At 75.0% G+C, this 25,414-nt stretch carries 28 protein-coding genes; 9 read left to right on the forward strand and 19 right to left on the reverse strand.

Features of this window, described 5'->3' with window-relative positions:
• Positions 1-374 precede the first annotated feature (374 nt).
• From BLT39_RS20135 to BLT39_RS23420, 5 genes are all read right to left on the reverse strand, one after another.
• Positions 375-836 carry a tRNA (cytidine(34)-2'-O)-methyltransferase gene (locus BLT39_RS20135; protein WP_091068360.1) on the reverse strand — a complete coding sequence of 154 codons (462 nt, stop codon included), beginning with the start codon at positions 834-836 and terminating at the stop codon, positions 375-377.
• A gap of 48 nt (positions 837-884) precedes the next feature.
• Positions 885-1,865, reverse strand: a complete 981-nt coding sequence (gene dapA, locus BLT39_RS20140; protein ID WP_091068365.1) for a 4-hydroxy-tetrahydrodipicolinate synthase — start codon at positions 1,863-1,865, stop codon at positions 885-887.
• Positions 1,866-1,914: 49 nt separating this feature from the next.
• Positions 1,915-2,469: a cysteine hydrolase family protein gene (locus tag BLT39_RS20145; protein ID WP_091068369.1), complete on the reverse strand. Its 555-nt coding sequence runs from the start codon at positions 2,467-2,469 to the stop codon at positions 1,915-1,917.
• A gap of 74 nt (positions 2,470-2,543) precedes the next feature.
• The gene (locus tag BLT39_RS20150; RefSeq protein WP_207508221.1) at positions 2,544-3,230 is read right to left on the reverse strand and encodes a lysophospholipid acyltransferase family protein; all 687 of its coding nucleotides are present in this window, start codon (positions 3,228-3,230) and stop codon (positions 2,544-2,546) included.
• A 79-nt stretch (positions 3,231-3,309) separates the two neighbouring features.
• The gene (locus tag BLT39_RS23420) at positions 3,310-3,732 is read right to left on the reverse strand and encodes a Rieske (2Fe-2S) protein (protein WP_131801529.1); all 423 of its coding nucleotides are present in this window, start codon (positions 3,730-3,732) and stop codon (positions 3,310-3,312) included.
• Here BLT39_RS23420 and BLT39_RS20160 point away from each other — a divergent pair.
• Positions 3,634-4,326 (forward strand): M50 family metallopeptidase, encoded by a 693-nt coding sequence (locus tag BLT39_RS20160; RefSeq protein WP_091068579.1) that lies wholly within the window; start codon positions 3,634-3,636, stop codon positions 4,324-4,326. The two genes, BLT39_RS23420 and BLT39_RS20160, sit on opposite strands and share 99 nt — an antisense overlap.
• Before the next feature lie 3 nt (positions 4,327-4,329).
• On the opposite strand, the gene BLT39_RS20165 is transcribed toward BLT39_RS20160, so the two are convergent.
• Together BLT39_RS20165 and BLT39_RS20170 are read right to left on the reverse strand one after the other, a co-directional pair.
• Positions 4,330-6,687, reverse strand: a complete 2,358-nt coding sequence (locus BLT39_RS20165) for a glycoside hydrolase family 65 protein (RefSeq protein WP_091068378.1) — start codon at positions 6,685-6,687, stop codon at positions 4,330-4,332.
• Complete coding sequence (locus tag BLT39_RS20170) at positions 6,684-7,415, reverse strand: beta-phosphoglucomutase family hydrolase (RefSeq protein ID WP_091068381.1); 732 nt, start codon at positions 7,413-7,415, stop codon at positions 6,684-6,686. The genes BLT39_RS20165 and BLT39_RS20170 overlap by 4 nt, the downstream gene beginning before the upstream one ends.
• Before the next feature lie 107 nt (positions 7,416-7,522).
• Between BLT39_RS20170 and BLT39_RS20175 the strand changes: the two genes are divergently transcribed.
• Both BLT39_RS20175 and BLT39_RS20180 read left to right on the forward strand, forming a co-directional pair.
• A complete protein-coding gene (locus tag BLT39_RS20175) occupies positions 7,523-8,056 on the forward strand; it encodes a YbhB/YbcL family Raf kinase inhibitor-like protein (RefSeq protein WP_091068383.1) in 534 nt (177 codons plus the stop codon).
• A 95-nt stretch (positions 8,057-8,151) separates the two neighbouring features.
• Positions 8,152-9,033 carry a serine hydrolase gene (locus BLT39_RS20180; RefSeq protein ID WP_091068386.1) on the forward strand — a complete coding sequence of 294 codons (882 nt, stop codon included), beginning with the start codon at positions 8,152-8,154 and terminating at the stop codon, positions 9,031-9,033.
• Here the strand turns inward: BLT39_RS20180 and BLT39_RS20185 are convergent.
• Positions 9,023-9,847 (reverse strand): GNAT family N-acetyltransferase, encoded by an 825-nt coding sequence (locus BLT39_RS20185; protein ID WP_091068388.1) that lies wholly within the window; start codon positions 9,845-9,847, stop codon positions 9,023-9,025. The two genes, BLT39_RS20180 and BLT39_RS20185, sit on opposite strands and share 11 nt — an antisense overlap.
• An 89-nt stretch (positions 9,848-9,936) precedes the next feature.
• Between BLT39_RS20185 and coaA the strand changes: the two genes are divergently transcribed.
• The gene (coaA, locus tag BLT39_RS20190; protein WP_091068582.1) at positions 9,937-10,899 is read left to right on the forward strand and encodes a type I pantothenate kinase; all 963 of its coding nucleotides are present in this window, start codon (positions 9,937-9,939) and stop codon (positions 10,897-10,899) included.
• A 3-nt stretch (positions 10,900-10,902) separates the two neighbouring features.
• Here the strand turns inward: coaA and BLT39_RS20195 are convergent, their stop codons facing one another.
• Complete coding sequence (locus BLT39_RS20195; protein ID WP_091068392.1) at positions 10,903-11,328, reverse strand: VOC family protein; 426 nt, start codon at positions 11,326-11,328, stop codon at positions 10,903-10,905.
• 53 nt (positions 11,329-11,381) lie between these two features.
• Between BLT39_RS20195 and BLT39_RS20200 the strand changes: the two genes are divergently transcribed.
• Genes BLT39_RS20200 through BLT39_RS20210 form a run of 3 tightly spaced genes read left to right on the forward strand, consistent with a single transcriptional unit; the run spans position 11,382 to position 13,787 of the window.
• Positions 11,382-11,867 carry a tetratricopeptide repeat protein gene (locus tag BLT39_RS20200; RefSeq protein ID WP_207508222.1) on the forward strand — a complete coding sequence of 162 codons (486 nt, stop codon included), beginning with the start codon at positions 11,382-11,384 and terminating at the stop codon, positions 11,865-11,867.
• A 37-nt stretch (positions 11,868-11,904) separates the two neighbouring features.
• A complete protein-coding gene (locus BLT39_RS20205) occupies positions 11,905-12,312 on the forward strand; it encodes a VOC family protein (RefSeq protein WP_091068398.1) in 408 nt (135 codons plus the stop codon).
• 38 nt (positions 12,313-12,350) lie between these two features.
• Entirely contained in the window at positions 12,351-13,787 is a 1,437-nt protein-coding gene (locus BLT39_RS20210) for an aminopeptidase P N-terminal domain-containing protein (RefSeq protein ID WP_091068400.1), read from the forward strand.
• On the opposite strand, the gene BLT39_RS20215 is transcribed toward BLT39_RS20210, so the two are convergent.
• Together BLT39_RS20215 and BLT39_RS20220 are read right to left on the reverse strand one after the other, a co-directional pair.
• A complete protein-coding gene (locus tag BLT39_RS20215) occupies positions 13,769-14,446 on the reverse strand; it encodes a response regulator (protein WP_091068584.1) in 678 nt (225 codons plus the stop codon). The genes BLT39_RS20210 and BLT39_RS20215 overlap by 19 nt on opposite strands.
• The gene (locus BLT39_RS20220; protein ID WP_207508225.1) at positions 14,446-16,065 is read right to left on the reverse strand and encodes a sensor histidine kinase; all 1,620 of its coding nucleotides are present in this window, start codon (positions 16,063-16,065) and stop codon (positions 14,446-14,448) included. Before BLT39_RS20220 ends, BLT39_RS20215 begins: the two co-directional genes overlap by 1 nt.
• 157 nt (positions 16,066-16,222) lie before the next feature.
• Between BLT39_RS20220 and BLT39_RS20225 the strand changes: the two genes are divergently transcribed.
• Complete coding sequence (locus tag BLT39_RS20225; RefSeq protein ID WP_091068403.1) at positions 16,223-17,647, forward strand: CitMHS family transporter; 1,425 nt, start codon at positions 16,223-16,225, stop codon at positions 17,645-17,647.
• 11 nt (positions 17,648-17,658) lie between these two features.
• A complete protein-coding gene (locus BLT39_RS20230) occupies positions 17,659-18,039 on the forward strand; it encodes a universal stress protein (protein WP_165640347.1) in 381 nt (126 codons plus the stop codon).
• Positions 18,040-18,142: 103 nt separating this feature from the next.
• On the opposite strand, the gene gcvP is transcribed toward BLT39_RS20230, so the two are convergent.
• From gcvP to BLT39_RS20270, 8 genes are all read right to left on the reverse strand, one after another.
• Entirely contained in the window at positions 18,143-21,109 is a 2,967-nt protein-coding gene (gene gcvP / locus BLT39_RS20235) for an aminomethyl-transferring glycine dehydrogenase (protein ID WP_091068412.1), read from the reverse strand.
• 22 nt (positions 21,110-21,131) lie between these two features.
• Positions 21,132-21,692: a MerR family transcriptional regulator gene (locus BLT39_RS20240; protein ID WP_091068418.1), complete on the reverse strand. Its 561-nt coding sequence runs from the start codon at positions 21,690-21,692 to the stop codon at positions 21,132-21,134.
• A 210-nt stretch (positions 21,693-21,902) separates the two neighbouring features.
• Positions 21,903-22,391: a bifunctional nuclease family protein gene (locus tag BLT39_RS20245; protein WP_091068421.1), complete on the reverse strand. Its 489-nt coding sequence runs from the start codon at positions 22,389-22,391 to the stop codon at positions 21,903-21,905.
• 48 nt (positions 22,392-22,439) lie between these two features.
• The gene (gene ftsR, locus BLT39_RS20250) at positions 22,440-23,204 is read right to left on the reverse strand and encodes a transcriptional regulator FtsR (protein ID WP_207508227.1); all 765 of its coding nucleotides are present in this window, start codon (positions 23,202-23,204) and stop codon (positions 22,440-22,442) included.
• Positions 23,201-23,719: an oxoglutarate dehydrogenase inhibitor Odhl gene (gene odhI / locus BLT39_RS20255; RefSeq protein ID WP_091068425.1), complete on the reverse strand. Its 519-nt coding sequence runs from the start codon at positions 23,717-23,719 to the stop codon at positions 23,201-23,203. Before odhI ends, ftsR begins: the two co-directional genes overlap by 4 nt.
• A gap of 139 nt (positions 23,720-23,858) precedes the next feature.
• Positions 23,859-24,263, reverse strand: a complete 405-nt coding sequence (gene gcvH, locus BLT39_RS20260; RefSeq protein WP_091068428.1) for a glycine cleavage system protein GcvH — start codon at positions 24,261-24,263, stop codon at positions 23,859-23,861.
• Positions 24,264-24,278: 15 nt separating this feature from the next.
• Positions 24,279-25,064, reverse strand: a complete 786-nt coding sequence (locus BLT39_RS20265; RefSeq protein ID WP_091068431.1) for a DUF881 domain-containing protein — start codon at positions 25,062-25,064, stop codon at positions 24,279-24,281.
• 13 nt (positions 25,065-25,077) lie between these two features.
• Positions 25,078-25,410 (reverse strand): small basic family protein, encoded by a 333-nt coding sequence (locus BLT39_RS20270; protein WP_055768226.1) that lies wholly within the window; start codon positions 25,408-25,410, stop codon positions 25,078-25,080.
• Positions 25,411-25,414 lie beyond the last annotated feature (4 nt).

Genomic DNA, 25,414 nt, shown 5'->3' on the forward strand with positions numbered 1-25,414 from the left:
CCGGTGGGGCGGCCGAGTTGCGTCAGGCTGACGGAATGCGGCAGATCCGGGGTCGGGCGAGGGAGTGGCCGCCGAGCGGTGGCCAGGCAGGACGCCGGGACGGGCGGGTCGGCACGGCGTGGTCCCGCGGGGCGGCGCGGCGCGGGCGGACCGACCCGTCGCGCACCGACGACGGGCTCGGACGGATGGACCGCGGATGACCCCGGACGACGCGGACCGGGTTCGACGAACCTGCGCGGCGACCGTCCCGAGCACCTGCATCCCGTGCGCCGATAATCGACATTATGTCAACTCGTCAGGCCAGGGCCTCGGTCCCCGTGCGCCCGTAGGCCTCGACCGCCTTCTCCGCGCCGGCCACCAGCTCACCTAGGGGGTCAGGACCCGGCGAAGTCGTGCTGGCGCCATGCTTCGTACGCCGCCACGGCCGCGGTGTTCGACAGGTTCAGCGAGCGCCGGCCGGCCAGCATCGGCAGCCGCACCCGGTCGGTGACCCGCGGGTGGGTCAGCACCTCCGGGTCCAGCCCGGTCGGCTCGGGTCCGAACAGCAGCAGATCCCCCGGCACGTAGGCGACGTCGGTGTACCGGGTCGTCCCGCTGGCGGTGAAGGCGAACACGCGTGCACCGGGCAGCGCAGCCAGGAGCTCCTCGAGCCCCGGGTGGACCGTCACCGACGCCAGGTCGTGGTAGTCCAGGCCCGCCCGCCGGAGCTTGGCGTCGGACAGGTCGAAGCCCAGCGGCTCGACCAGGTGCAGGTGGGCCCCGGTCGCTGCCACCATCCGGATCGCGTTGCCGGTGTTGGGCGGGATCCGCGGCTCGTGGAACGCGATGTGGAACACCGCGTCAGTCTGCCCCGGACGGGTCGGCCGGCACCCGGTGCCGGTCGGTCACATGTCGGCGGCGAGGCCGCGGTAGGTGCCCCACCAGGGGTCGAGGTCCCGGCTGCTGTCCACGCCGTCGGACCGCTCCCCCGCCTCCGGCAGCAGCCCGGCCGCGACCAGCCCGGCGCGCAGGGCGTCGACCTCGGCGTCGTCGAGCTCGGCCAGCGGCTGGCGCACGCGCCGGTTGTCCAGCACACCCAGCAGCTGCAGCGCGGCCTTCGCCGTCGTCGCGCCGTAGTTGGGGACGCCCATGATCGCGTCGAAGGCGGGCAGGAGCCGGGTGTGCGCGGCCAGCGCGGCGGCGTGCTCCCCCGCCAGGAACGCCTCGATCATCGTCCGCAGCGGCCGGCCGGCGGCGTGCGCGACCACGCTGACCAGACCGACGGCACCGTAGGCCAGGTAGCCCAGGGTCAGCGCGTCGTCGCCGCAGTAGACCTCGTAGCCCAGGTCGACCAGCCGTGCGGCGTGCGCCGGGTTGCCGGTGGCGTCCTTGACCGCGACCACGGTCTCGATCTCGCGGGCCGCCCGGTAGGTGTCCAGGCCGATCGAGGAGCCGGTGCGGCCGGGCACGTCGTAGAGCATCACCGGGATGTCGCTGATCGAGGCGACGGTGCGGAAGTGCGCGAGGATGCCGTTCTGGCTGGGCTTGTTGTAGTACGGGGTGACCAGCAGCAGGCCGTCGGCGCCGACCCGGGCCGCCTGCTCGGCGATCTCCACCGAGTGCGCGGTGCTGTTGGTGCCGACCCCCGCCACCACCACCGCGCGGTCGCCGATGGCCTCGCGGACGGCGGCCAGCACCTCGCCGTCCTCGGGCACCGTGGTGGTCGGGGCCTCCCCCGTCGTCCCGGACACCACGACGCCGTCGCTGCCGGTGTCGACCACGTGCCGGGCGATCGCCACGGTGGCGTCGAGGTCGACCCGCTCCTGCGCGTCGAAGGCGGTGGCGACGGCGGTGAGGAGGCGGCCGAACCGCGGCGTGGAGCTCACCGCGGCACTGTAGGCCAGCCCCCTCGGCCGCCGTGACGGACGACCGTGCTCAGCCGGCGAACTCGACCTCGGCGGCCGGGACCACCGCGGCGGTGCGGCCGGGGGCGCCCTGGAAACCCCAGTAGAGGTTCGTGTGGGAGATGACGTCGGCCGGCGACGGCGCCCCGTAGGCCGACAGGTCCTCGGTGGTGTGCGCGTCGCCGACCAGGGTGACGTCGTACCCGCGGGTGAAGCCGCCGTGGATGGTCGACCGGATGCAGGCGTCGGTCTGCGCGCCGGTGACCACCAGCCGACCCACCCCGGCGTCGGCCAGCACCTGCTCCAGGTCGGTGCCCTCGAAGAAGTCGCCGTACTGCTTGTGCACCAGCGCCTCGCCCTCGGCGCGCTGCAGCTGCGGGACGTACTGCCACTGCTCGCTGCCCTGCGGCAACTCCTCGGAGCTGTGCTGCACCCACACCACGGGGACGTCGGCCGCCCGCGCCCGCTCGACCAGGTCGCCGATGCGGCCGACCACGGCGTCGGCGTCGTGCGAGGCGGCCATCACCCCGTTCTGCACGTCGATCACCAGCAGTGCGGTGGCCGTCCGGTCGGTCAGGGTGCTCATGGCGTCCTCCTCGTCGAGTGCGGTTGGTGGCTGCACCCTAGGACCGGGGTCGGACAGAACGGCCCCCGCCGGTGCTACCCGCGGTCGCCCTCGGCCTTCTTCTCCGCGGCGTGCTCCGCGGCCAGCCGGCGGAGCTTCGCCGCGGTCTTGGCCCGACCCGGGATGACCGGCGGCGCGCTGGCCCGCACCTCGGTCATCACCCGGTTGGTCAGGGCGACCGCGGACTCGCCCTCGCGCGGGGTGACCGGCGGCAGGAACTCGACCAGCACCCGGGGCCGCACCGGGAAGCGCACGATGTCGTCCTGCCCCGTGATCCGCAGGCCCAGCACGGTGGTGCCGGGGACGGCGAGCGCCAGCCGCCCCGCGCCGGACAGGAACCGCATCGTGCGCCCGCGGGAGACGGTGCCCTCGGGGAAGACACCGATGCAGCCGCCCTCGCGCAGCACGTCGATGGCGGCCTGCAGCGCGTTCGCGTCACCCCGCCCGCGGGCGATGGGGATCTGGCCCATGCCGTCGAGCCACGTGCCGACCACGGGGTTCTTCCAGAGCGAGTCCTTGGCCAGCGCGCGCAGGTGGCGCCGGCGCAGGGCCGCGATGCCGGCCACCACCGGGTCCCACTGGCTGTCGTGGTTGGCCATCACCACGGTGGGCCCCGACGCCGGCAGGTTCTCCAGGCCGCGCACCTCCATGCGGCCCCACCACTTCGCGGCGGGGGTTCCCACGGCCATGACGACGCGGTAGACGAACGGCGGGGCGGTCACGCAGGCCTCCTCGGGGTCCGCCCGGACGCCGGGCAGCCGGATCAGTCTGCCCGACGCCCGCCCCCCGTGCCGGACGGGGTCACTCCCCCTCCACGTGCACGTCCGCCCCCCGCCGGACGGCGCGGCGGACCCGCAGCGGCAGCACCCGGCCGAGCAGCCGGACCAACCCCGAGCAGCCCGGTACGGGCCCGTGGAGGGCGAGGGAGCCGCGCGGGCCGTCCACCATCTCCCCGCTGCGCACGTCGTGGCGGGACCGGTGCCACGGGCAGACCAGGCAGCCGTCGGCGTCGACGGAACCGGCCGACAGGTCGGCCAGCTGGTGGCGGCAGCGCACGGACACCGCGACGGGTCCCCCGGCGCGTTCGGCCCGGTCGGCGGCCCGGGTGTGGTCGGGTGGACGGCGATGAGCGAGATCTGGGACCGCGTGGCCGCCGCCTCTCCCCCGCTGCCGCTGCCCTGGCTGGTGGGCACGGCCCTGGTGGCCCTGGTGCTGGTCGGCCAGCGCGACCTCTGGCGGGTCACCCGCAACGCGGTGACGATCGCCCACGAGGGCGCGCACGGGGTGGCCGCGCTGGTCACCGGGCGGCGGCTGGCCGGCATCCGGCTGCACTCGGACACCTCCGGCGTCACGGTGTCCGCGGGGCGGCCCACCGGCCCCGGCATGGTGGCCACCGCGTTCGCCGGCTACCCGGGGCCGGCGCTGCTCGGCCTCGGCGCCGCGGCCCTGCTGGCCGCCGGGCACGCGGTCGGGGTGCTCTGGGCGCTGCTGGCGCTGCTGGCGCTCCTGCTGCTGCAGATCCGCAACTTCTACGGCCTGTGGTCGGTGCTGGTCACCGGGACGTTGGTGTTCGCCGCGACCTGGTGGCTGCCGGGCTTGTGGCAGGCCGCGTTCGCCCACGTCGTCGTCTGGTTCCTGCTGCTGGCCGCACCGCGGGCGGTGTGGGAGCTGCAGGCGCAGCGGCGTCGCCGTCCCACCCCCGACAGCGACGCCGACCAGCTGGCCCGGCTGACCGGCGTCCCCGGGCTGCTCTGGGTCGGGGTGTTCCTCGCCCTGTGCCTGGGGTCGCTGGCCCTCGCCGTCCGCTGGCTGGTCTGACCGCTAGCGCCCCCGCCGGCGCGGCGCGCAGTGGGTGGGCTGGCGGACCGGCTCGACCTGCGGTGCGGGCGGCACGTCGCGCACGACCTCGGCCGTGCCGACGGTGAGCGGCTCGCCGTGGTGGGTGATCTCCAGGTCCTCGCCCGACACCAGCTGGTAGGTCGCCTGCTCCTGGGTGATCCGCACCCGCAGGCACCGACCGCGGTAGACCACCCGGAACGCCAGCCCGGTCAGCCGGGGCGGCAGCCGCGGGGCGAAGGACAGCCGGCCGTCGTGGTCGCGCATGCCGCCGAACCCGGCGACGGCGACGGTCCAGCCCCCGGCCAGCGAGGCGATGTGCAGGCCGTGGCCGGAGTTGCCGTGCAGGTTCTGCAGGTCGGTGAGCGCGGCCTCGCCCCAGTAGTCGTAGGCCAGGTCCAGGTGCCCGACCTCGGCGGCGACCACGGCCTGCTGCGCGGCCGACAGCGACGAGTCCCGCACCGTGCGGGCCTCGTAGTAGGCGAAGTCGGCCACCTTCTGCTCGGGCGTGAACGCGTCGCCCCGCAGGTGCAGCGCCATGACCAGGTCGGCCTGCTTGACGACCTGCTTGCGGTAGATCTCGAAGTAGGGGAAGTGCAGCAGCAGCGGGTACTTGTCCGGCGGGGTGCCGTCGAAGTCCCACTCCTGGTGGCGGGTGAAGCCCTCGCTGGTCATGTGCACGCCGAGCTCGTCGTCGTAGGGGATGCGCATGCGGTCGGCGGCCTCGCGCCAGGCCGCGACCTCGTCGTCGCCCACCTGCAGCCGGGCCGCGACCTCGGGACGGCGGCCGACCGCGGCGGCGGCCTCGCGCAGGTTCCGCTGCGCCATGAGGTTGGTGTAGACGTTGTTGTCGACCACCGCGGTGTACTCGTCGGGGCCGGTGACGCCGTCGATGCGGAAGCCGCGGCCGTCGTCCATGTGACCGAGCGAGGCCCACAGGCGCGCGGTCTCGACCAGCATCTCGGTGCCGTGGTCGACGTCGAAGGACTCGTCGTGGGTGGCGTGCCAGTACCGGGCGACGGCGTCGGCGATGTCGGCGTTGACGTGGAAGGCGGCGGTGCCGGCCGGCCAGTAGCCGCTGGTCTCCTCGCCGCGGATGGTCCGCCACGGGAAGGCCGCGCCGTGCTGGCCGAGCACCCGGGCCCGCTCGCGGGCCAGGTCCAGGGTCGACCACCGCCAGATCAGCGCGTCGCGGACGGCCTCGGGTGCGGTGTAGGTCAGCACCGGCAGCACGTAGGTCTCGGTGTCCCAGAAGGCGTGCCCGTCGTAGCCCGGGCCGGTGAGGCCCTTGGCCGGGATCGGCTGCCGCTCGGCGCGCAGCCCGGCCTGCAGGACGTGGAACATGCCGACCCGCACGGCCTGCTGCAGCTCGTCGTCGCCCTCGATGGTGACGTCGGCCTGCGCCCAGTGCCCGTCCAGCAGCTCCCGCTGCTCGCTGACCAGCCGCTCCCAGCCGGCCAGCTTGGCGATGCCCAGGACGCCCTCCACCTGGTCGCGGACGGCGGCCGCGGACCGGCGGGAGGACCAGCCGTAGGCCAGGTACTTGGTCAGCCGGAGCTTCTCCCCCGCCGGCAGCCGCGCGGCCAGGGTGTAACGGGCCAGGTCCGCCGACACCTCCAGCTCCTCGTTGGCGCTGTCGGGGGTGAGCACGTCGTGGTCCATGCCGGCGGCCATCCGCAGCCCGCTGGTCTTCGTGCGGTGCACCAGGACGGCGTGCCGGCCCTTGCCGGTGTGGTGCTCGGAGACCAGCGGCTTGCGCAGCGCCGCGGCGGCGCGCGGGTCGTCGGAGCCGGAGTTCTCGACCACCTCGTTGGCCAGCAGGTCCGACTGCAGCGCCACGTAGAGGTCACCGCCGTCGTCGGTGCAGCGCACCTCGTAGCGGATCGCGGCGATGGAGCGGCGGGTCAGCGAGACCAGCCGGGTGCTCTTCACCTCGACGGTGCGCCCGTTGGGCGAACGCCACTCGGTGCACCGCTCCAGCACACCCGCGCGCAGGTCCAGGGTGCGGCGGTGGGCCACGACGTGGCCGTAGTCCAGGTCCAGCGGGGAGTCACCGACCAGCAGCCGGATCAGCTTGCCGTCGGTGACGTTGACGACGGTCTGGCCCATCTCGGGGAACCCGTAGCCGGCCTCGGCGTAGGGCAGCGGCCGCTCCTCGAAGTAGCCGTTGAGGTAGGTGCCGGGGACGACGGAGGGCTCCCCCTCCTCCAGCGTGCCGCGCATGCCGATGTGCCCGTTGGCCAGGGCGAACACCGACTCGTTGACCGCCAGGCTGGCGTGGTCGATGGAGGTCTCGGTCAGCGCCCAGGGCTCGATCGGGAAGTGCGCGCGCCCCTCGGTCACGACGGGTCCCCCAGCAGCTCGGCGAGGTCGGTGACGACGACGTCGGCGCCGTGGGCGCGCAGCTGGTCGGCCTGGCCCACCCGGTCCACGCCGACGACGAAGCCGAACTCCCCGGCCCGGCCGGCCTGCACCCCGGACTGGGCGTCCTCGAACACGGCGGCCTCGGCGGCCTCCAGGCCCAGCGCGCGGGCGCCGGCGAGGAAGGTGTCCGGGGCGGGCTTGCCGCGGTAGCCCTCGCGGGCCCGGACGACGCCGTCGATGCGGGCGTCGACCAGGTCGGCGAACCCGCCGGCGGCCACGACCTTCTCGCCGTTGGCCGAGGCGGTCACGACCGCGACCGGCAGGCCGGCGTCCTTCACCGCGCGCAGGTAGCGCATCGAGCCCTCGTAGACGTCCACGCCGTGCTCGTCGAGCTCGGCCTGCACGAGGTCGTTCTTGCGGGTGGCCACCCCGCGGACGGTCTGCGCGTCCGGGCCGTCGTCGTCGCCGCCCTCGGGCAGCTCGATGTCCCGGGAGGCCAGGAAGTCGCGGACGCCGTCCTCCCGGGGCTTGCCGTCGACGTAGCGCTGGTAGTCGGAGTCGGTGAACTCCGGGACGTGCGGGTCGCGGGCACGCAGGAACTCGTCGAACGTGCGCTTCCAGGCGGCCTGGTGCACCGCCGCCGTCTGCGTCAGAACGCCGTCGAGGTCGAACAGGCAGCCGCGGATGGTCTCCGGTAGTCCCAGCACGAGGGGGACGGTACGGGCGGATGACCACGCTTTCCCGTCGAGCGGGCCCGGCGTCCCCCTCCTAGGTTGGGTGCGACCGATCCGTCGACGTCCGAGGAGGACCAGCGATGTCCCGACCCACCCCGCCGAACCCCTACGACTTCCTGCCGGAGGTCCCCGAGTTCACCGTGACCAGCGGCGACGTCCGCGACGGCGAGGTGCTGGGCCGCGAGCAGGTCAGCGGGAAGATGGGCCTGGACGGCGAGGACCGCTCCCCGCACCTGTCGTGGTCGGAGTTCCCGGAGGCCACGAAGGGCTTCGCCGTCACCGTCTACGACCCCGACGCGCCCACCACCAGCGGGTTCTGGCACTGGGCCGTCACCGGCATCCCGGCCTCGGTGACCGAGCTCCCCTCGGGTGCCGCCGACGGCGGGCTGCCCGAGGGCGCGGTCCAGCTGCGCAACGACGCCGGGTTCGCCGGGTTCGTCGGCGCCGCTCCCCCGGCCGGCCACGGCCCGCACCGCTACTACGTCGTCGTGCACGCCCTCGACACCGACGACCTCGGCGTCCCGGCCGAGGCCACCCCGGCGTTCCTCGGGTTCAACCTGTTCAGCCACACCCTGGCCCGGGCGACCATCGTGCCGACCTACGAGGTGTCCTGACCCGTAACCTCCGCTCCACGCAGGCCGCAGGTTGATGCGGGGCACCCGCGGGTAGTTCAGGGTTCATGCGACGGTGGGGCGGGCGGACGGCGGCGGTGACCGCCGTCCTGGTGGCGGGTCTGCTGGTCGAGGCGGGCCCGGCCACCGCCGCACCCGCCGCCCCCCTCCCCCGCCCGGCCGCGGTCGCCCCGGCCGACCGGTTCGCCGCCGACCTGACCGCCGCCGGGCCGTCCGCGGCCGAGGCGGCCCGGGCCTCGTTCGGTCCGGTCGGGTCGCTGGTGGTCGTGGTGGCCCCCGACCAGCCCCCGCGGCCACCGGGCACCAGCGCGGACGCGGCCGCCCGGACGACGGAGGGCACGTCGGTGGCCGGGGACGCCGACCTACCCGTGCCGACCGCGTCGCTGGTGAAGCTGTACCTGGCCGAGGGCATCCTGACCGGGGCCCGCACCGCCGGGCAGACGGTGCCCCCCGAGGACCTGGCCCGGGTCGAGGCCATGCTCACCAGCTCCGACGACCCGTCGGCGTCCGAGCTCTGGGTGGCCTACGACGGCCCGGCGGTGCTCGCCGACGTCGTGGCCCGGTACGGGCTCACGGCCACCACCCCGCCCACCCCCGACCCCGGCGCCTGGGGGTCCGCCCAGTCCTCCGCGTCGGACCTGGTGCGGTTCCTGACCGCGCTGCCGGAGGTGGCGCACCCCGACGACGCCGCGCTCGTGCTCGGCGCGCTGGGCCGCAGCACGCCGGCGGGCGCGGACGGGTTCGACCAGACCTTCGGCCTGCTGTCCCCCGCCGTCGGCGGTGTGCAGGCCGCCAAGCAGGGCTGGATGTGCTGCGTGGACGGCGTGCGCCACCTGCACTCGGTCGGCCTGGTCGGTGACCGGGTCGTGGTGCTGCTGGCCGCCTTCCCGCCCGAGGTGGGGTGGGGGACGGCCCGGGCCGCGCTGGACGCGGCCGCGGTCGCGGCGGTCAGCCGCTGACCCGCTCCCCCACCAGCGTCGTGCCAATGCGGGCGAAGCCGACCCGCTCGTAGACCCGCGCGACGTCGTCGTCCCCGGCGGCCAGGAACACCGTCTCGACGCTCTCGCGGGCGTGCTCGACCAGCACCGACGCGAGCCCGGCACCCAGCCCGCGGCCGCGGTACCGGGGCAGCGTCGCGACGCCGACGATCTCGCTCATGCCGTGGCCGTCGACGTCCTGGGGCTGGTGGGAGCCCACCGCGACCGGTGCGCCGTCCTCGACGGCGATCATCATCACCGTGCGGCCCGCGGCGATGCGCTCGCGCAGCACGCTGGTGGGCTGCGGCGGGTCGACCAGCCGGTCGGGGGCCGCCCCGGGGGCCGAGGACACCGGGCCGTCGACCGCCCCGACCGGCACCGCGAAGGCCAGCTGCGCCAGCCGCTGGTAGGTGGCCAGCTGGGGGTCGTCGGCACCGACCAGGTAGAACCGCACGCCCTCCGGCAGGGTCACCTCGACGTCGTCCACCGACACCAGCAGCGGCAGCTCGTCCACGCCGAGGCCCGCGGCGCGCACCGCGTGGCCCAGGCCGGGGTTGCGCTGGGCGAACCACTCGACCGCCTCGGGCAGGTCGGCGGCGCGCTGGATGGCCAGCGCCGCCTCGACGTCCTCCTGGTCGACCGGGCCGCCGCCGGGGACCGGCCGGGCCGGGTAGGGCCACTCGGGGGTGCCGACCGGCACGGCCAGGCCACCCACCGTGCGCACGGGGGTGTCGGGCAGGGGCGACTGCGCGAAGTACCGCTCGATGCGGTCCAGCAGGCCCGGTCGGGTCGGCACACCCGAACCCTAGACGCGCGGCGCCCGCCCCACCCCGTGGCGGGGCCGGAGCCCACCCGGGGGAGGTGGACGGCCCGGCGATGGGCACCATGGTCGCCGTGACGGACGCCGCACGCAGCCACCCCTCGCCCTACGCGGCGTTCGACCGGGCGCAGTGGCGGGCGTTGGCCGACGGCCAGGAGCTGCCGCTGGACGCCGACCAGCTGGCGCGGCTGGCCTCCCTCGGGGACCGGATCGACCTGGACGAGGTGCGCACCGTCTACCTGCCCCTGGCCCGGCTGCTGGCGCTGCACGTGGCGGCCAGCCGGCGGCTGTGGACCGCGCAGTCGGCCTTCCTCGGCGCCCGCACGGCCAAGGTGCCCTACGTCATCGCGGTGGCCGGGAGCGTGGCCGTGGGCAAGAGCACCACGGCACGCCTGCTGCAGGTGCTGCTGGCTGCCCAGCCGGACACCCCCCGCGTCGACCTGGTCACCACCGACGGGTTCCTGCACCCCAACGCGGTGCTCGAGGCCCGCGGGCAGCTGGGCCGCAAGGGCTTCCCGGAGACCTACGACCGGCGCGCGCTGCTGCGCTTCCTGGCCGACGTGAAGAGCGGCCGGGGCACGGTGAGCGCACCGCTGTACTCCCACCAGAGCTACGACGTGCTGCCCGACGAGCGCCAGGTCGTGGACGCCCCGGACGTGCTGGTCCTCGAGGGGCTGAACGTCCTGCAGGCCGGCAACCGGGCCGACGGCCGGGTGCCCGAGGTGTTCCTGTCGGACTTCTTCGACTTCTCCGTCTACGTCGACGCCCCGGAGGCCGACGTGGAGCGCTGGTACGTCGAGCGGTTCCTGGCCCTGCGCCGGACGGCGTTCCAGGACGAGCAGGCCTACTTCCACCGGTTCGCCGACCTCACCGACGCCGAGGCCACCGAGACCGCGCGGGGCATCTGGGCGGCGGTGAACGGCCCGAACCTGCGCACCAACATCGCGCCGACCCGGTCGCGGGCGCGGCTGGTGCTGCAGAAGACCACCGACCACACGGTGCGCAAGGTGCTGCTGCGCAAGCTCTGAGGGTCAGTCGGGCAGCTGCGCCCGGCCGGCGTCGTCCAGCGGCCAGGCCGGGTTGTGCGCGATCTCCCAGCGGTGACCGTCGGGGTCGGCGAACACCCCGTTGTAGCCGCCCCAGGAGGTGGGCGCGCCCGCCCGCAGCACCGTGCCGCCGGCGGCCGCGGCCTCGGCCAGCACGCCGTCGACCTCGGCGGGTGACCCCACGTTGTGCGCCAGGGTGGTGCCGCCCCAGCCGCCGTGGTCGTCGGTGACCTCGGAGTCGGCGGCGAGCTCGGTGCGCGACCACAGGCCGAGGTGGGTGCCGGCGCCCTGCAGGAAGGCGACCTCGTCGGTCGACTGGCTGGACTCCCGCCACCCGAGCGCCTCGTAGAAGGCACGGGCGCGCGGCAGGTCGGTGGTCCCGAGGGTGACGAGGCTGATGACCGGTCTCATGCACCGACCGTGGCACGTCCCACCGACAGAACCGGTCGGGCATGCTCGCCGCCGTGGACTGGGATCAGCAGGTGGCGCAGCTGTGGGCCGGGGACGTCGAGGGCCCGGGGTTCGTGGAGCGGGCCGAGGCGGTGGCGTCGGCGTGCCCGTACGGGGACGGGTCGGGCCTGTTCGAGCTCGCCGGGGCGCACGACTCCACCGGCGCGCCCGCCGAGGCCGTGCCGCGCTACCGGGAGGCACTGGCCCGAGGGCTGACCGGCGTGCGCCGGCGGCGGGCGACCATCCAGCTGGCGAGCTCGCTGCGCAACCTGGGCGACCCGGCGGCCGGGGTGGCCCTGCTGGAGCCCGAGCTGGCCGTCGACGACGAGCTGTCGGCCGCCGTCCGCGGATTCCTGGCGCTGTGCCTGGCCGACACCGGTCGCGAGCGCGAGGCGCTGGGGCTGGCCCTCGGCGCGCTGGCCTCGACGCTGCCGCGGTACCAGCGGTCAATGGCCGCCTACGCCGGCGAGCTGACCCGGCCGTCGCCCCGCCCGCACTGACGCCGGAACCGTCGGACCCCGGGTGCAGGGTGGCGCCATGGTGACCCCCGTGATCCGGCAGGTGGTGCTCGACGGCACCGACATCCGCACCCTGGCCGAGTTCCACCGGCAGCTGTTCGGCTACGCCTACCGCCCCGGCGACGAGCCGCCGGTCGACGGGCCCGACGACCTGCAGTGGCTCGTGCTGCGCGGGCCCGAGGGCACGGTCCAGCTGGCGTTCCAGCAGGTCGACGAGCTCACCCCGACCACCTGGCCCGACGACGCGGTGCCCATGCAGCTGCACCTGGACTGCACGGTCCCCGACGTGGAGAGCCTGCAGGCGGTGCTGCAGCGGGCACTGGACCTCGGGGGCACCCTGCGCCTGGACCGCAGCGACGACCCGGACGAGCCGCTGTACGTCGTCGCCGACCCGGCCGGGCACCCCGTCTGCCTGTTCGTCGGGTGACCGCGGGCCACCGGGACGGCACGGGGAGACTGCACGCCATGAGCGCAGCCGACCCCACCCGCCGGGCCCCGCACGACCAGGCCTTCGGTCCCTGGGTGCAGACCACGCTGGCCGACGGGTGGGACCCCGAGCCCGAGGCGCCGCACCCCGCCGTCCCCGGCGCCGCGCAGGCCGCCGCCGCGCACCGCGCGCGGCTGCTGGCCGCCCTGCCCGGCCGCGCCGTCGTCGTCCCGTCCGGTTCCGCGCCGGTGCGGTCCAACGACACCGTCTTCGGCTTCCGGCCGGCCAGCGCCTACACCTGGCTGACCGGCGACCAGGCCGAGGGAGCGGTGCTGCTGCTGCGGCCCGACGGCGCCGCCACGGTCTACCTCCCGCCGTCGGCCGGCCCGGGCACGCTGACCTACGTCACCGACCGCCGCGAGGGGGCGCTGTGGGTCGGCGGCGTCCCCTCGGCCGCCACCACGGCGGCGCAGCTGCAGGTCGAGGTGCGGCCGCGCACCGAGCTCGCCGCCGACCTCGCCGCGGTCGAGCAGCCCCGGGTGCTGGGCGGCGTGGACCCCGACCTGGGCCCGGGTGACCCCGAGCTGGCCCGCACCGTCGACCGGCTGCGCGCGGTCAAGGACGACTGGGAGCTCGACCGCCTGGCCGAGGCGTGCGCGGCCACCGCCCGCGGGTTCGCCGACGTCGCCCGCGAACTGCCCGGCCTGCTGGCCACCGGCGGGCGGCGCGGCGAGCGCTGGCTGGAGGGCACCTTCTGGCGCCGCGCCCGGCTGGAGGGCAACGACGTCGGCTACTCCTCCATCGTCGCGGCCGGCGCGCACGGCACCTCGCTGCACTGGGCACCGGTGGACGGCGACATCCGCACCGGGGAGCTGCTGCTGGCCGACATGGGAGTGGAGACCACTTCGCTCTACACCGCCGACGTCACCCGCACCTTCCCCGTCGACGGCACCTGGACGCCACCGCAGCGGCAGGTGCACGGCGCCGTCCACGAGGCCCACCACGCCGGCATCGCCGAGGTCCGGGCCGGCAACGCCTTCCTCGCCGCGCACCGGGCCGCGCAGTGGGTGCTCGCCGACCACCTGCACCGCTGGGGCCTGATCCAGCACACCGCCGACGACGCCCTGCACCCCGACCTCGACCGGCCCGGCGCCGGCGCGCACCGCAGGTACACGCTGCACTCGACCAGCCACCTGCTGGGCCTGGACGTGCACGACTGCGCGAAGCTCGACGGTGCGGAGTACCTGGACACCGTGCTGGAGCCCGGCCACTGCCTCACCGTCGAGCCCGGCCTGTACTTCCAGGTCAACGACCGCACGGTGCCCGCCGAGCTGCGCGGGCTCGCCGTCCGGCTCGAGGACGACCTGGTGGTCACCGACGGCGCGGCCCGGGTGCTGTCCGACGCGCTGCCCACCGACGCCGACGGGCTGTCGGCCTGGCTGGCCGACGCGCAGGCTCAGCCCTTCGGCGCATAGCGCTGCTCGGGCCGGCCGGTGGTGCCGTAGCGCAGCTGCAGGTCCAGCCGGCCGTCGGCGTCCAGCGCGGCCAGGTGCCGTTGCGCGGTCGCCCGGGACACCCCGGTGGCGGCGGCCAGCTCGGCGGCGGACCGGGGCTCGCCAGCCTCCCGCAGCGCCTGCAGCAGCAGGTCCCGGGTGGCCGAGGACGCCGTCCGGGCGGCGGGGCCGCCCTCGCCGCGCAGCGCGTGCAGGGCGGCGTCGGCGAGCTCCTGGTCGACCTCGAGGGCGTCGTCGAGCACCCGGCGGAACCGGGCGTAGGCCCGCAGCCGGGCCTGCAGCACCCGCTCCGGGAACGGCTTGACCAGGTAGCCCAGGGCGCCGGCCCGCAGCGCGGCCCGGAAGGTGGGCAGCTCGGTGGCCGCGGACAGCACGAACGCGTCGCAGTCCAGCTCGGGCAGCAACCCGATGCCCGACCCGTCGGGCAGGTAGACGTCGACCAGCGCCAGGTCGAACGGTGGCGCGCCCGAGCTGCGGCGGGCCGCGACCGCCGTGCGCGCCGCGGCCCGCGTGCCCGCCCGCGCCGCCACCGTGAACCCGGGGACGGCGGCCACCGCCCGGGCGTGCAGCTCGGCCACCCGGAAGTCGTCGTCCACCACCAGCACCGCGAAGTCCGTCATCACGCCCCGCCCTCCTCCAGCACCCCGGGCAGCTCCACCACGAAGACCGCCCCACCCAGCTCGCCGTCCCCGCCGGCCGAGGCCAGCCGGGCCTCCCCGCCGCGGGCGCGGGCGACCTGCCGCACCAGCCCCAGCCCGATGCCGCCCTCGCCCGATGCCCGGGTGGTCACGCCCGGCTCGAACACCCGGTCGCCGAGGTCCGCGGGGACACCGGGCCCGTTGTCGGCCACCGCGACCACCAGCGTGCCGCCGTCGGCGACCAGGTCCAGCTCGACCACGCCGTCCGGGCGACCGGCCAGCGCGGTCACCGCGTTGTCGACCAGGTTGCCCAGCACGGTGGTCACGTCGACCGGGTCGGCCAACCGGCTGCGCACCGACACCCCGCCCAGCCGCAGCTGCACCCCGCCCTCGCGGGCGTGCGCGGCCTTGGCCGCGACGAAGGCCTGCAGGTAGGGGTCGGCGACGGCGTCCAGGCCCTCGACGGCGGTGCCCAGCGGTCCGGTGCCGAGCAGGGTGTGCACGTACTCCCCCGCCTCGTCGGCCGCACCGGAGTCCAGCAGCCCGGACACCAGGTGCAGCCGATTGGCGAACTCGTGCCGTTGGGCGCGCAGCACGGTGCCGGCCTCGGCCACCGCGTCCAGCTGCCGGGTCAGCAGCTCGACGTCCGTGCGGTCGCGCAGGGTCAGCACCACGCCCAGGGCGCGGCCCTCCCGCTCGACGCGGCGGGAGGAGCACAGCAGCGCGCGGTCGCCCAGCACGGTCAACCGCGGCACCGGGTCGGGCTCGGCAGCCAGCGCCCGCAGCGCGAACGGCCAGTCCGCGGTGGCGTCCCCGGGCTGCACCGGCCGGCCCAGCAGCCGCGCCGCCTCCTCGTTGGCCAGCACCACCCGGCCGTCGGGGCCGACCGCCACCACGCCGTCGCCGATGCCGTGCAGCACCGCCTCGTGGCCCTGCAGCAGGCCGCCCAGCTCCTCGGGCTCGACGCCGTGGGTCAGCCGGCGCAGCCGCCGGGTCAGCAGCACGGCACCGGCCACCCCGCCCAGCAGCGCGAGCGCCGCGGTGCCGCCGGCCAGCAGGGTCGCCTCCCGGGCCAGCCGGTCGACCTCGGAGACCGCCACCCCGACCGACACCTCGCCCACCACCCGGTCGGAGCCCGGGGCCCGCACCGGCACCTTCGCGCGGGCGGCGGGGCCGAGGGTGCCGGTGTCCTCCTCGACCACCTCTCCCCCGGCCAGCGGCACCGACGGGTCGCTGCTGACCTCCTCGCCCAGCCGGTCGGGGACAGGGTGCGCGATGCGCAGCCCGCGGTCGTCGGTCACCACGACGAACAGCGCGCCGGTGCGCAACCGGGCGTCCTCTGCGGCGAGCTGCACCGGGCCGTCGGCCAGCTGCGACCCGGGCACGGGGTCGGCGTCGCTGGCGGCCTCCGCGCCGGCCCGGACGACGTCGTCCTCGGCGACGCTACGGGCGATGGCCAGCGCGAGCCGTCCGGCGTCCTGCTCGACCTGGCGCTGCAGCACCCACGCGGAGCCGCCGAAGGCGACCACCAGCACCACGGCGACCAGCAGCACGAGCACGGCCAGCGTCTGGGTGGTGAACGACCAGCGCCGGGGGTGCACGGGCGCAGGCTACGCCGGGTCGCTGCGCAGAACGCGCAGAACCGGTTCATCGCGGAGAACGGATCACTTCGCGCGCAAGCGCTGTGGCGCACGCCACCGCTCCTAGCGTCGGCGGCACCCCGGCCCGTGGGGGCCGTCACACATCCAAGGAGCACCGATGCTCGTCCTGCTCGGATTCGGCATGGTCGCCGTGTTCATGGCGCTGATCCTGACCAAGCGGCTCTCGCCGGTGGTGGCGCTCGTGCTGGTGCCGGTCACCTTCGCGATCATCGCCGGGGCCGGCCTCGACCTCGGCGACGCGGTCAAGGAGCAGATCAGCGGCTTCGCCACCACGGCGGCGCTGCTGTTCTTCGCGATCATCTTCTTCGGCCTGATGATCGACGTGGGCCTGTTCGACCCGCTGATCAAGGGCATCCTCAAGCTCTGCGGCGACGACCCGGTCCGGGTGGTCATCGGCACCGCCCTGCTGGCCGGGGTCGTCTCCCTGGACGGCGACGGCTCGACCACCTTCATCATCACCGTCTCGGCCATGCTGCCGATCTACCTGCGGCTGGGCATGTCGCCGGTGACGCTGACGGTCGCGGCGAACCTGGCCAACGGCGTGTTCAACATCCTGCCGTGGGGCGGGCCCACGATCCGGGCCGCGACGGCGCTGGACGTCTCCCCCACCGAGCTGTTCAACCCGATGGTGCCGAGCATGGTCGCCGGGTTCGCCATGGTGCTGGTCCTGTCGGTCCTCATGGGCCTGGGTGAGCGGCGCCGGCTGGCGAAGAAGGGCATCTCGCTGACCGAGGTGCGCGAGCAGGAGCTGGCCGGCGTGGGCGCCTTCGTCTCCGGCGGCACCGGCGGCGGTCGCCGTCCGGCCGCCCGGCCCACCGGCGGCGCCGGCGACGGCACGGACGCCGAGACCCCCGACGAGCAGCCCGCGATCACCGGCCTGGACCCGAACCGGTCCACGCTGCGGCCCAAGCTGCTCTGGTTCAACGCCGCGCTCACCGTCGCCCTGCTGGTGCTGCTGGGCATGGACGTCGTCCCGCTGTTCTTCGTCTTCATGGTCTTCGCCGCGATTGCCCTGGTGGTGAACTTCCCCAGCCCCGCCGAGCAGAGCGAGCGGATCAAGGAGCACGCCTCGAGCATCGTCGCGGTCGTGTCCATGGTGTTCGCCGCGGCCGTGCTGGTCGCCGTCCTGTCGGCCACCGGCATGGACACCGCGATGGCCAGCTGGATCGTCGACGTCGTCCCCGACAGCTGGGGCCCGTACTTCGCCACCATCACCGCGGTGCTGTCGATGCCGCTGACGTTCTTCCTGACCAACGACGCCTTCTACTTCGGCGTGCTGCCGATCCTGTCCGAGGCCGCGGCGAACTACGGCATCACGCCGGTGGAGATGGCCCGGGCCTCGATCATCGGCCAGCCGGTGCACATGACCAGCCCGCTGGTGCCGGCCATGCTGCTGCTGGTCTCCCTGGCCAAGGTCGACCTGGCCGACCACCACAAGCGGGTCATCTGGCGCGCCGCGCTGTGCTCGCTGGCCATGCTCGCCGTCGCGCTGCTGCTCGGCGTCGTCCCCTTCCACGCCTGAGGAGCCCGACCGTGACCGCACCCGTCGTCATCGCCGTCAACGACCGCCCCGAGGGCGTCGCCGCCCTGCACTGGGGCCTCAAGCGGGCCCGCCGCCTGCAGACCTCCGCCGTGCTCGTCGCCACCACCGGCGACACCCCGAGCGCGCCGGTGCACCTGTCCACCGCCACCCGCGAGCTGATCGCGACCGCCGCCGAGGGGGTCGACCACGTGCTGCACGAGCAGCCCGAGGACGTCGCCCAGACGCTGATCACCCTGTCCGAGGACGCCGACATGGTGGTGCTGCCCGTGCGGCGGCGGTCGGTGACCATGAAGTTCCTGCTCGGCAGCAACGCGATGCGGGTGATCGCGGAGGCGCACTGCCCCGTGGTGACGGTGAAGTCCCCCGCCTGACCCGCGCCGCCGCACCAGGCAGGGGAAGCCCTGCACCCGCCCCCGGGCCCCGGAGGTGGGTGCAGGGCTTCCCCTGCCTCGGGCGGGTGGGGCCGCGCGGGGATCAGGCCTGGGCGACGGGCTCGCGGTCGACGCCGGCGGTCTCGGTCTCGCCCACGCCCTCGGGGTCGGCGTCGCCGCTCACCGGCGCCGGGTCGACCTCGGCGAACGCCTCCGGCGAGGGGCAGGAGCAGATCAGGTTGCGGTCGCCGTAGGCGCCGTCGATCCGCCGCACCGGCGCCAGGTAGGCCCGGCCGACCAGCGACGGCAGCGGGTGGACGGCGACCTCCCGGCTGTAGGGCCGGTCCCAGTCGCGGGCGAGCATCGAGAGGGTGTGCGGGGCGTTGCGCAGCGGGTTGTCCGCGACGTCCCACTCCCCCGACTCCACCCGGGCGATCTCGCCGCGGATGGCCACCATGGCGTCGACGAACCGGTCGAGCTCGCCGAGGTCCTCGCTCTCGGTCGGCTCCACCATCAGCGTGCCGTTCACCGGGAAGCTCATGGTCGGGGCGTGGAAGCCGTAGTCGACCAGCCGCTTGGCGATGTCGTCGTTGGTGACGCCGGTGGCCTTGGTGATCGGCCGGATGTCGAGGATGCACTCGTGGGCGACCAGGCCCTCGGCACCGGTGTAGAGCACCGGGTAGTGCTCGCGCAGCCGGGCGGCGACGTAGTTGGCCGCGAGGATGGCGTGCTCGGTGGCCGAGCGCAGACCGTCGGGGCCCATCAGCCGCAGGTAGGCCCAGGAGATGGGCAGGATGCCCGCCGACCCGAACGGTGCACCGGCCACCGCGGGGCCCTCGCCGCCGGTCGGGACCAGCGGGTGGCCGGGCAGGAAGGGCACCAGGTGCTCGGCCACGCCGATCGGGCCCACCCCGGGACCGCCGCCGCCGTGCGGGATGCAGAAGGTCTTGTGCAGGTTGAGGTGGCTGACGTCGGAGCCGAAGCGGCCCGGGCGGGCCAGGCCGACCAGCGCGTTGAGGTTGGCGCCGTCGACGTAGACCTGGCCGCCGGCGTCGTGCACCGCGGCGCAGATGTCGGAGACGGCGGTCTCGAAGACCCCGTGGGTGGACGGGTAGGTGATCATCAGCGCGGCCAGCCGGTCGGCGTGCTGGTCGACCTTGGCGCGCAGGTCCGCGACGTCGACGTTGCCCTGGTCGTCGCAGGCCACCACGACCACCCGCATGCCGGCCATCACGGCGGAGGCGGCGTTGGTGCCGTGCGCCGAGGACGGGATGAGGCAGACGTCGCGCTGGTCGTCCCCGCGCGAGCGGTGGTAGCCGCGGATGGCCATCAGCCCCGCGAACTCGCCCTGCGAGCCGGCGTTGGGCTGCACGCTCACCGCGGCGTAGCCGGTGATCTCGGCCAGCCCGGTGCACAGCTCGTCGATCATCCGGGCGTAGCCGCGGGCCTGCTCGACGGGGGCGAACGGGTGCAGCCCGGCGAACTCCGGCCAGGTGATGGCGGCCATCTCGGTCGCCGCGTTCAGCTTCATCGTGCACGAGCCCAGCGGGATCATGGTGCGGTCCAGCGCCAGGTCCTTGTCGCTCAGCGAGCGCAGGTAGCGCAGCAGCGCGGTCTCGCTGCGGTGCGCGGAGAAGACCGGGTGGGTCAGGTAGGCCGAGCGGCGGCGCAGGTCGGCGGGCAGCGCGTCGGCGGTGTCATCCACCCCGCCGGCCTCCACGCCGAACGCGGCGGCGACGTCGCGCAGGGTGTCCACCGTCGTCGTCTCGTCGCAGGCCACCGCGACGGTGTCGCCGTCGACCAGCCGCAGGTTGATCCGGCGGGCCGCCGCGGCGGCCAGCACCTCGGCGGCCCGGCCGGGCACCCGGGCCAGCACGGTGTCGAAGAAGTGCTCGTGCACGACCTCGACGCCGCCGGCGCGCAGCCAGCCGGCCAGCGTGGTGGCGCAGCGGTGGGTGCGCGCGGCGATCGCGGCCAGTCCCTCGGGGCCGTGGTGCACGGCGTAGGCGCCGGCGATGACGGCGAGCAGCACCTGCGCCGTGCAGATGTTGCTGGTGGCCTTCTCGCGGCGGATGTGCTGCTCGCGGGTCTGCAGGGCCAGCCGGTAGGCGACGTCGCCGTCGGCGTCCACGGAGACCCCGACCAGCCGGCCGGGCAGCTGCCGGGCCAGGCCCTCGCGCACCGACAGGTAGCCGGCGTGCGGGCCGCCGTAGGCCATGGGGACGCCGAAGCGCTGGGTGGTGCCGCAGGCGACGTCGGCGCCCCACTCCCCCGGTGCCTCGACCAGGGTCAGCGCGAGCAGGTCCGCGGCCACGACGACGGCGGCGCCGGCCTCGTGCGCGGCAGCGGCCAGCGCACGGTGGTCGCGCACCGCACCGGAGGCGCCCGGGTAGGCCAGCAGCACCCCGAAGGCACCGGCGGCGGGCAGGTCGGCGGGCCAGCCCGCCGAGAGGTCGGCCACGTGCAGCGTGATGCCCAGCGGCTCGGCCCGGGTGCGCAGCACCGCCAGGGTCTGCGGCAGCGTGTCCTCGTCCACGACGAACACGGCATCGGGCTTGGCCCGGCCGGCGCGGCGGACCAGCGTCATGGCCTCGGCGGCCGCGGTCGCCTCGTCGAGCATGGAGGCGCCGGCCACCGGCAGGCCGGTCAGGTCGGCCACGGTCGTCTGGAAGTTGATCAGCGCCTCGAGCCGGCCCTGGCTGATCTCGGGCTGGTAGGGCGTGTAGGCGGTGTACCAGGCCGGGTTCTCCAGGATGCAGCGCTGGATGACCGCCGGGGTGGTCGTGCCGCTGTAGCCCAGCCCGATCATCGACGTGAAGACCTCGTTGTCGGCGGCGCGCTCGCGCAGCGCGGCGAGCACCTCGGCCTCGCCCGAGGCCGCGGGCAGGTCCAGCGCGGTGCGGTCGCGCACCACCTCGGGCACGGCGGTGTCGACCAGCGCGTCCAGCGAGGGCTGGCCGACGGCGGCGAGCATGCGTGCGACGTCGTCGGGGCGCGGCCCGATGTGCCGGGCGGCGAAGGCCCCGGTCGGCTGCAGTGCGTCCAGTGCGGGGAGCGGGAAGTCGACCACGCCCCGAACGTACCCGGCGGCGTTACGCCGAGGCGCGGCGCCGGCGACGGGCGGACAGCTCGTCGTCGGCCTGCACGGGAGCACCGTCGACGCGCTCGGCGGGCAGCTCGGCCAGCTCGCCGGAGAGCTCGCGCAGCGCGCCGGAGACGGCGATGCCGAAGACGCCCTGACCGCCGGCCAGCAGGTCGACGACCTCCTCGGCGGAGGTGCACTCGTACACGGTGGCGCCGTCGGACAGGAGCGTGATGTTGGACAGCTCCTTCACCCCGCGGGTGCGCAGGTGGTCCACGGCCTTGCGGATGTTCTGCAGCGAGACCCCGGTGTCCAGCAGCCGCTTGACGACCTTGAGCACCAGGATGTCGCGGAAGCTGTAGAGGCGCTGCGTGCCCGAGCCGGTGGCGGTGCGGACCGACGGGGCGACCAGACCTGTTCTCGCCCAGTAGTCCAACTGCCGATAGGTGATACCAGCGGCGGCGCAGGCCGTCGGTCCGCGGTAGCCGAAGGCGTCGCTGTCGGCGTCGTCGTAGGAGGGAGCACCCACGGCTGCGTCGGGGAAGAGCTGGCCCTGGTTGCCGTCGCCCACGTCCGCGTCCTCCTGATCGAGCGGCCGAACCGGACACCCGGGTCGGGACCCCGCGCAGCTCCGAGGAGTTGCACCGGGGTGATTCGTCGAACGTAGGCGTGCCCGCTGGGGTGGTCAACCGAGGCGGGCGGCGTGTCGACGACCTCACCCCCCAGGGTGACCGGACCGTGACCTGCGACGACCCGGCTGTCACCGGGCCCTCACCGAGCGTCAGGTGTTGGGGCCGGATCCCGAGGGGCCGAAGAAGTCGTCCGGGGTGACCTGGTCGAGGAACTCGCGGAACTTCTCGACCTCGTCCTCCTGCTCGTCCGGGATCTCGATCCCGACCTCGTCCAGCAGGGCCTCCGCGCCGTAGATCGGGGCACCCGTGCGCACCGCGAGGGCGACGGCGTCGGAGGGACGGGCGCTGACCGTGCGCTGCTCGCCGAAGACGAGCTCGGCGAGGTAGATGCCGTCCTTCATCTCGGTGATGTGCACCGCCTGCAGCGTGGCGCCCAGGGCGGTGACGACCTCGCGCAGGAGGTCGTGGGTCATCGGGCGGGCCGGCCGCACACCCTGCTGCTCGAACGCGATCGCGGCGGCCTCGACGGCGCCGATCCAGATCGGCAGGTACCGCTCGCCCTGCGTCTCCTTGAGCAGCAGGATCGGCTGGTTGCCGGGCAGCTCGACCCGGACACCGACCACTCTGAGCTCCTGCACGGTCGTCCTCCTCCGGTCGGTGCTGGTGGACCCAACGTACCCCGGGCCTCAGGCCCCGGCGTCGGGCCCGAGGACCTCGCGCAGGCGCAGCTCCAGCAGCGCGGTGTGCAGCTGCGCGGACAGCGCACCCAGCTCGTGCAGCTGCTCGGCCGCGCGCGTCCGGGCGTCCTCGGCCCGGGAGGCCAGCGCCGGGGCGACGACCTGCTCGAGCAGTGCCGCCTCGCGCTCGGCGCCGGTGCGGTGCACCCGCAGGTGCCGGGGCTCGATGCCGTGCCGGGCCAGCCCGGCCACGGCCTGGGCCACCGGCAGCGCACCGGCCGGGAAGGAGCCGTCGGCGCCGGGGACGAGCAGGCCGTGCTGCACGCAGTCGGCCAGCTGGGCGTCGTCCAGCCCGACGGCGGCCGCGAAGGCCGCGGCCGGCAGCGGCGCGCCCTCCTCCGGCCGGGGGGCCGGGACGGCGGGTGCGGCCGGCGCCGCGGGGGCGGCCGCCGGCGGCTCGGGCCGGGTCGGCTGCTCCCCGCGGTCCAGGGCGTCCAGCTGCTCCTTGATCACCCGCAGCGGCAGGTAGTGGTCGCGCTGCGCGGAGAGCACGAAGCGCAGCCGCTCGACGTCGGCGGTGGAGAACTTCCGGTAGCCCGACGGCGTCCGCTGCGGGTGGACGAGGTCCTCGCCCTCCAGGTAGCGGATCTTGGAGATGGTCACGTCGGGGAACTCCTCGCGCAGCGCGGCGAGCACCTCCCCGATGGTGAACCGCGGGCGGGCGTCGGGCCCGCCGGCGTCCACCGGGTCGTCCGAGCGCACCGCCGAGGTCACGACGTGGCGGGCTCGCCGGTGCGCGGACCGGTCAGGTAGACCAACCGGAACTTGCCGATCTGCACCTCGTCGCCGCCGGCCAGGGAGGCCACGTCGACCGGCTCGCGGTTGACGTAGGTGCCGTTCAGGCTGCCGACGTCGTGCACGGTGAAGCCGCCGCCCTCGCGGTGGAACTCCACGTGCCGGCGGCTGACGGTCACGTCGTCGAGGAAGATGTCGCTGTCGGGGTGCCGACCGGCGGTGGTGACCTCCTGGTCCAGGAGGAACCGGCTGCCGGCGTTGGGGCCGCGCTTGACCACCAGCAGGGCCGACCCGGCGGGCAGGGACTCCACGGCGCCGGCGTGGGCGTCCAGCGGGGTCTCACCGGTCTGCGGGGCCTCGCCGGAGTCCTCGCCGCCGACCTTGGGGATGACGCTGGTGGACTCCCCGGCACGCTCCGGGGACAGGGCCGAGCCGCACTGCGCGCAGAAGCGACTGCCCTCGGGGTTCTGGTGTCCACATCGAGTGCAGTGCACGGTGTCTCCTCCGGTGTGCAGGCGGCAACGTCGCGGACCCAGGGCTCGGGTCGCGGTGGTGCCAGGGGGTCGTTCGATCGTCCGGGCGAGCATAGTGATCGCCGGGCCCGGGGCACCCGGGGGTGCCCCGGTCGGCGCGTCAGCCCTGGTCGACCAGGGCCTGGTAGGCGGCGGCGTCCAGCAGGCCGTCGGTGGGGTCCTCGGTGTCGCCGGTGACCTCGATCTCCAGCAGCCAGCCCTCGCCGTAGGGGTCGGAGTTGACCGTCTCCGGCGTCTCGGCCAGCGCGGTGTTCACCGCCGAGACGGTGCCGGCCAGCGGGGCGTACACGTCGGAGACGCTCTTGGTGGACTCCACCTCGCCCACCGGGTTGCCGGTGGTGAGCTCCTCGCCGACCTCGGGCAGCTGGACGTAGACGATGTCGCCCAGGGCGTCCTGGGCGTGGTCGGTGATGCCGATGCGGACCACCGTCGCCGCACCCGAGGTGCCCTGGACCTGGGCCCACTCGTGCTGGTCGGTGTAGCGGCGGTCGTCGGGGGTGGCCATGCGGGAGGGTCTCCTCTAGTCGGTGGGCTGAGCGTATTGAGGCTGGTCGAGGGGTCGCAACGCGTCCACCACGACCTGGTCGGACTGCACGATCGTGACGTCGCCGCCCTCGCGGCGCACGGCCGCGCTCACCCCGCCGGGGATGTCCATGGCGGTGGCGAGCACCTGCGGGTCGCCGATGACGAGCACGACGTAGGGCGCGTCGACGTCCTGGCCGTCGATCTGCAGCGCGCCGCCCGAGCCGGTGATCGCGCTGCTCACCCCGATCCGCACGTCGTCGACCTGCATGGTCTCCGCACCGGCGCCGCGCAGCTCCTGGACGGCGTTGAGCAGGACCGCGGGGGTGATGTCGTCACCGGGGTCGCTGATGGTCATCCGCAGACCCGGGCCCTGGGCGGCCAGGCTGCCGTTGAGGATGCCGAGCTCGGTGGCCCGCTGCTGGGCCTCCGCCAGCGCCGCGGCCGCCTGGCTGTCGGTGTCGGTGAGCTGCTCGAGGGCGGCCCGCTGCTCGCTGATCTGCTGCCGGAGCCGGTCCTCGCGCGCGTTGACCTGGTCGAGGATGCTCACCAGGTCCTCCTCGCGCGCACCGGTGTAGGCGGTGTCGGTGTCGGTGCTGCGCACCTGCACGGCGAAGGCGAAGCCCAGCAGCAGGGTGAGCACGCCGATCAGCGCGGCGGCGAGCCGGTCGCGGCGGCGGTGCCGCAACCGGTGCCACAGCGAGGGCCGGGCGGCGTCGTCCTGCGGGGTCGCCCCCGGCCCGTCGTCCGGGGTGCTCTCCCGGGAGGTGTCCTCGTCGGCCACGGCGGTGCTCCCCTCAGGCCCGGAACAGGTGGCGTCGGATGGCGGCGGCGTTGCCGAAGATGCGGATGCCCAGGACGACGACCACCGCGGTCGACAGCTGCGCCCCCACGCCGAGCTGGTCGCCGAGGAAGACGATGAGCGCGGCCACGACGACGTTGGACACGAAGGACACCACGAACACCTTGGCGTCGAAGATCCCGTCGAAGCGGGCCCGGATGCCGCCGAAGACCGCGTCCAGGGCGGCGACGACGGCGATCGGCAGGTAGGGCTGCAGCCAGACCGGGACGCTGGGGTCCAGGAGCAGGCCGAGCACCACGCCCACCGCGAGGCCGAGGATGGGGATCACCGGG

Source organism: Klenkia brasiliensis (assembly GCF_900100695.1).
Classification (GTDB): Bacteria; Actinomycetota; Actinomycetes; order Mycobacteriales; family Geodermatophilaceae; genus Klenkia; species Klenkia brasiliensis.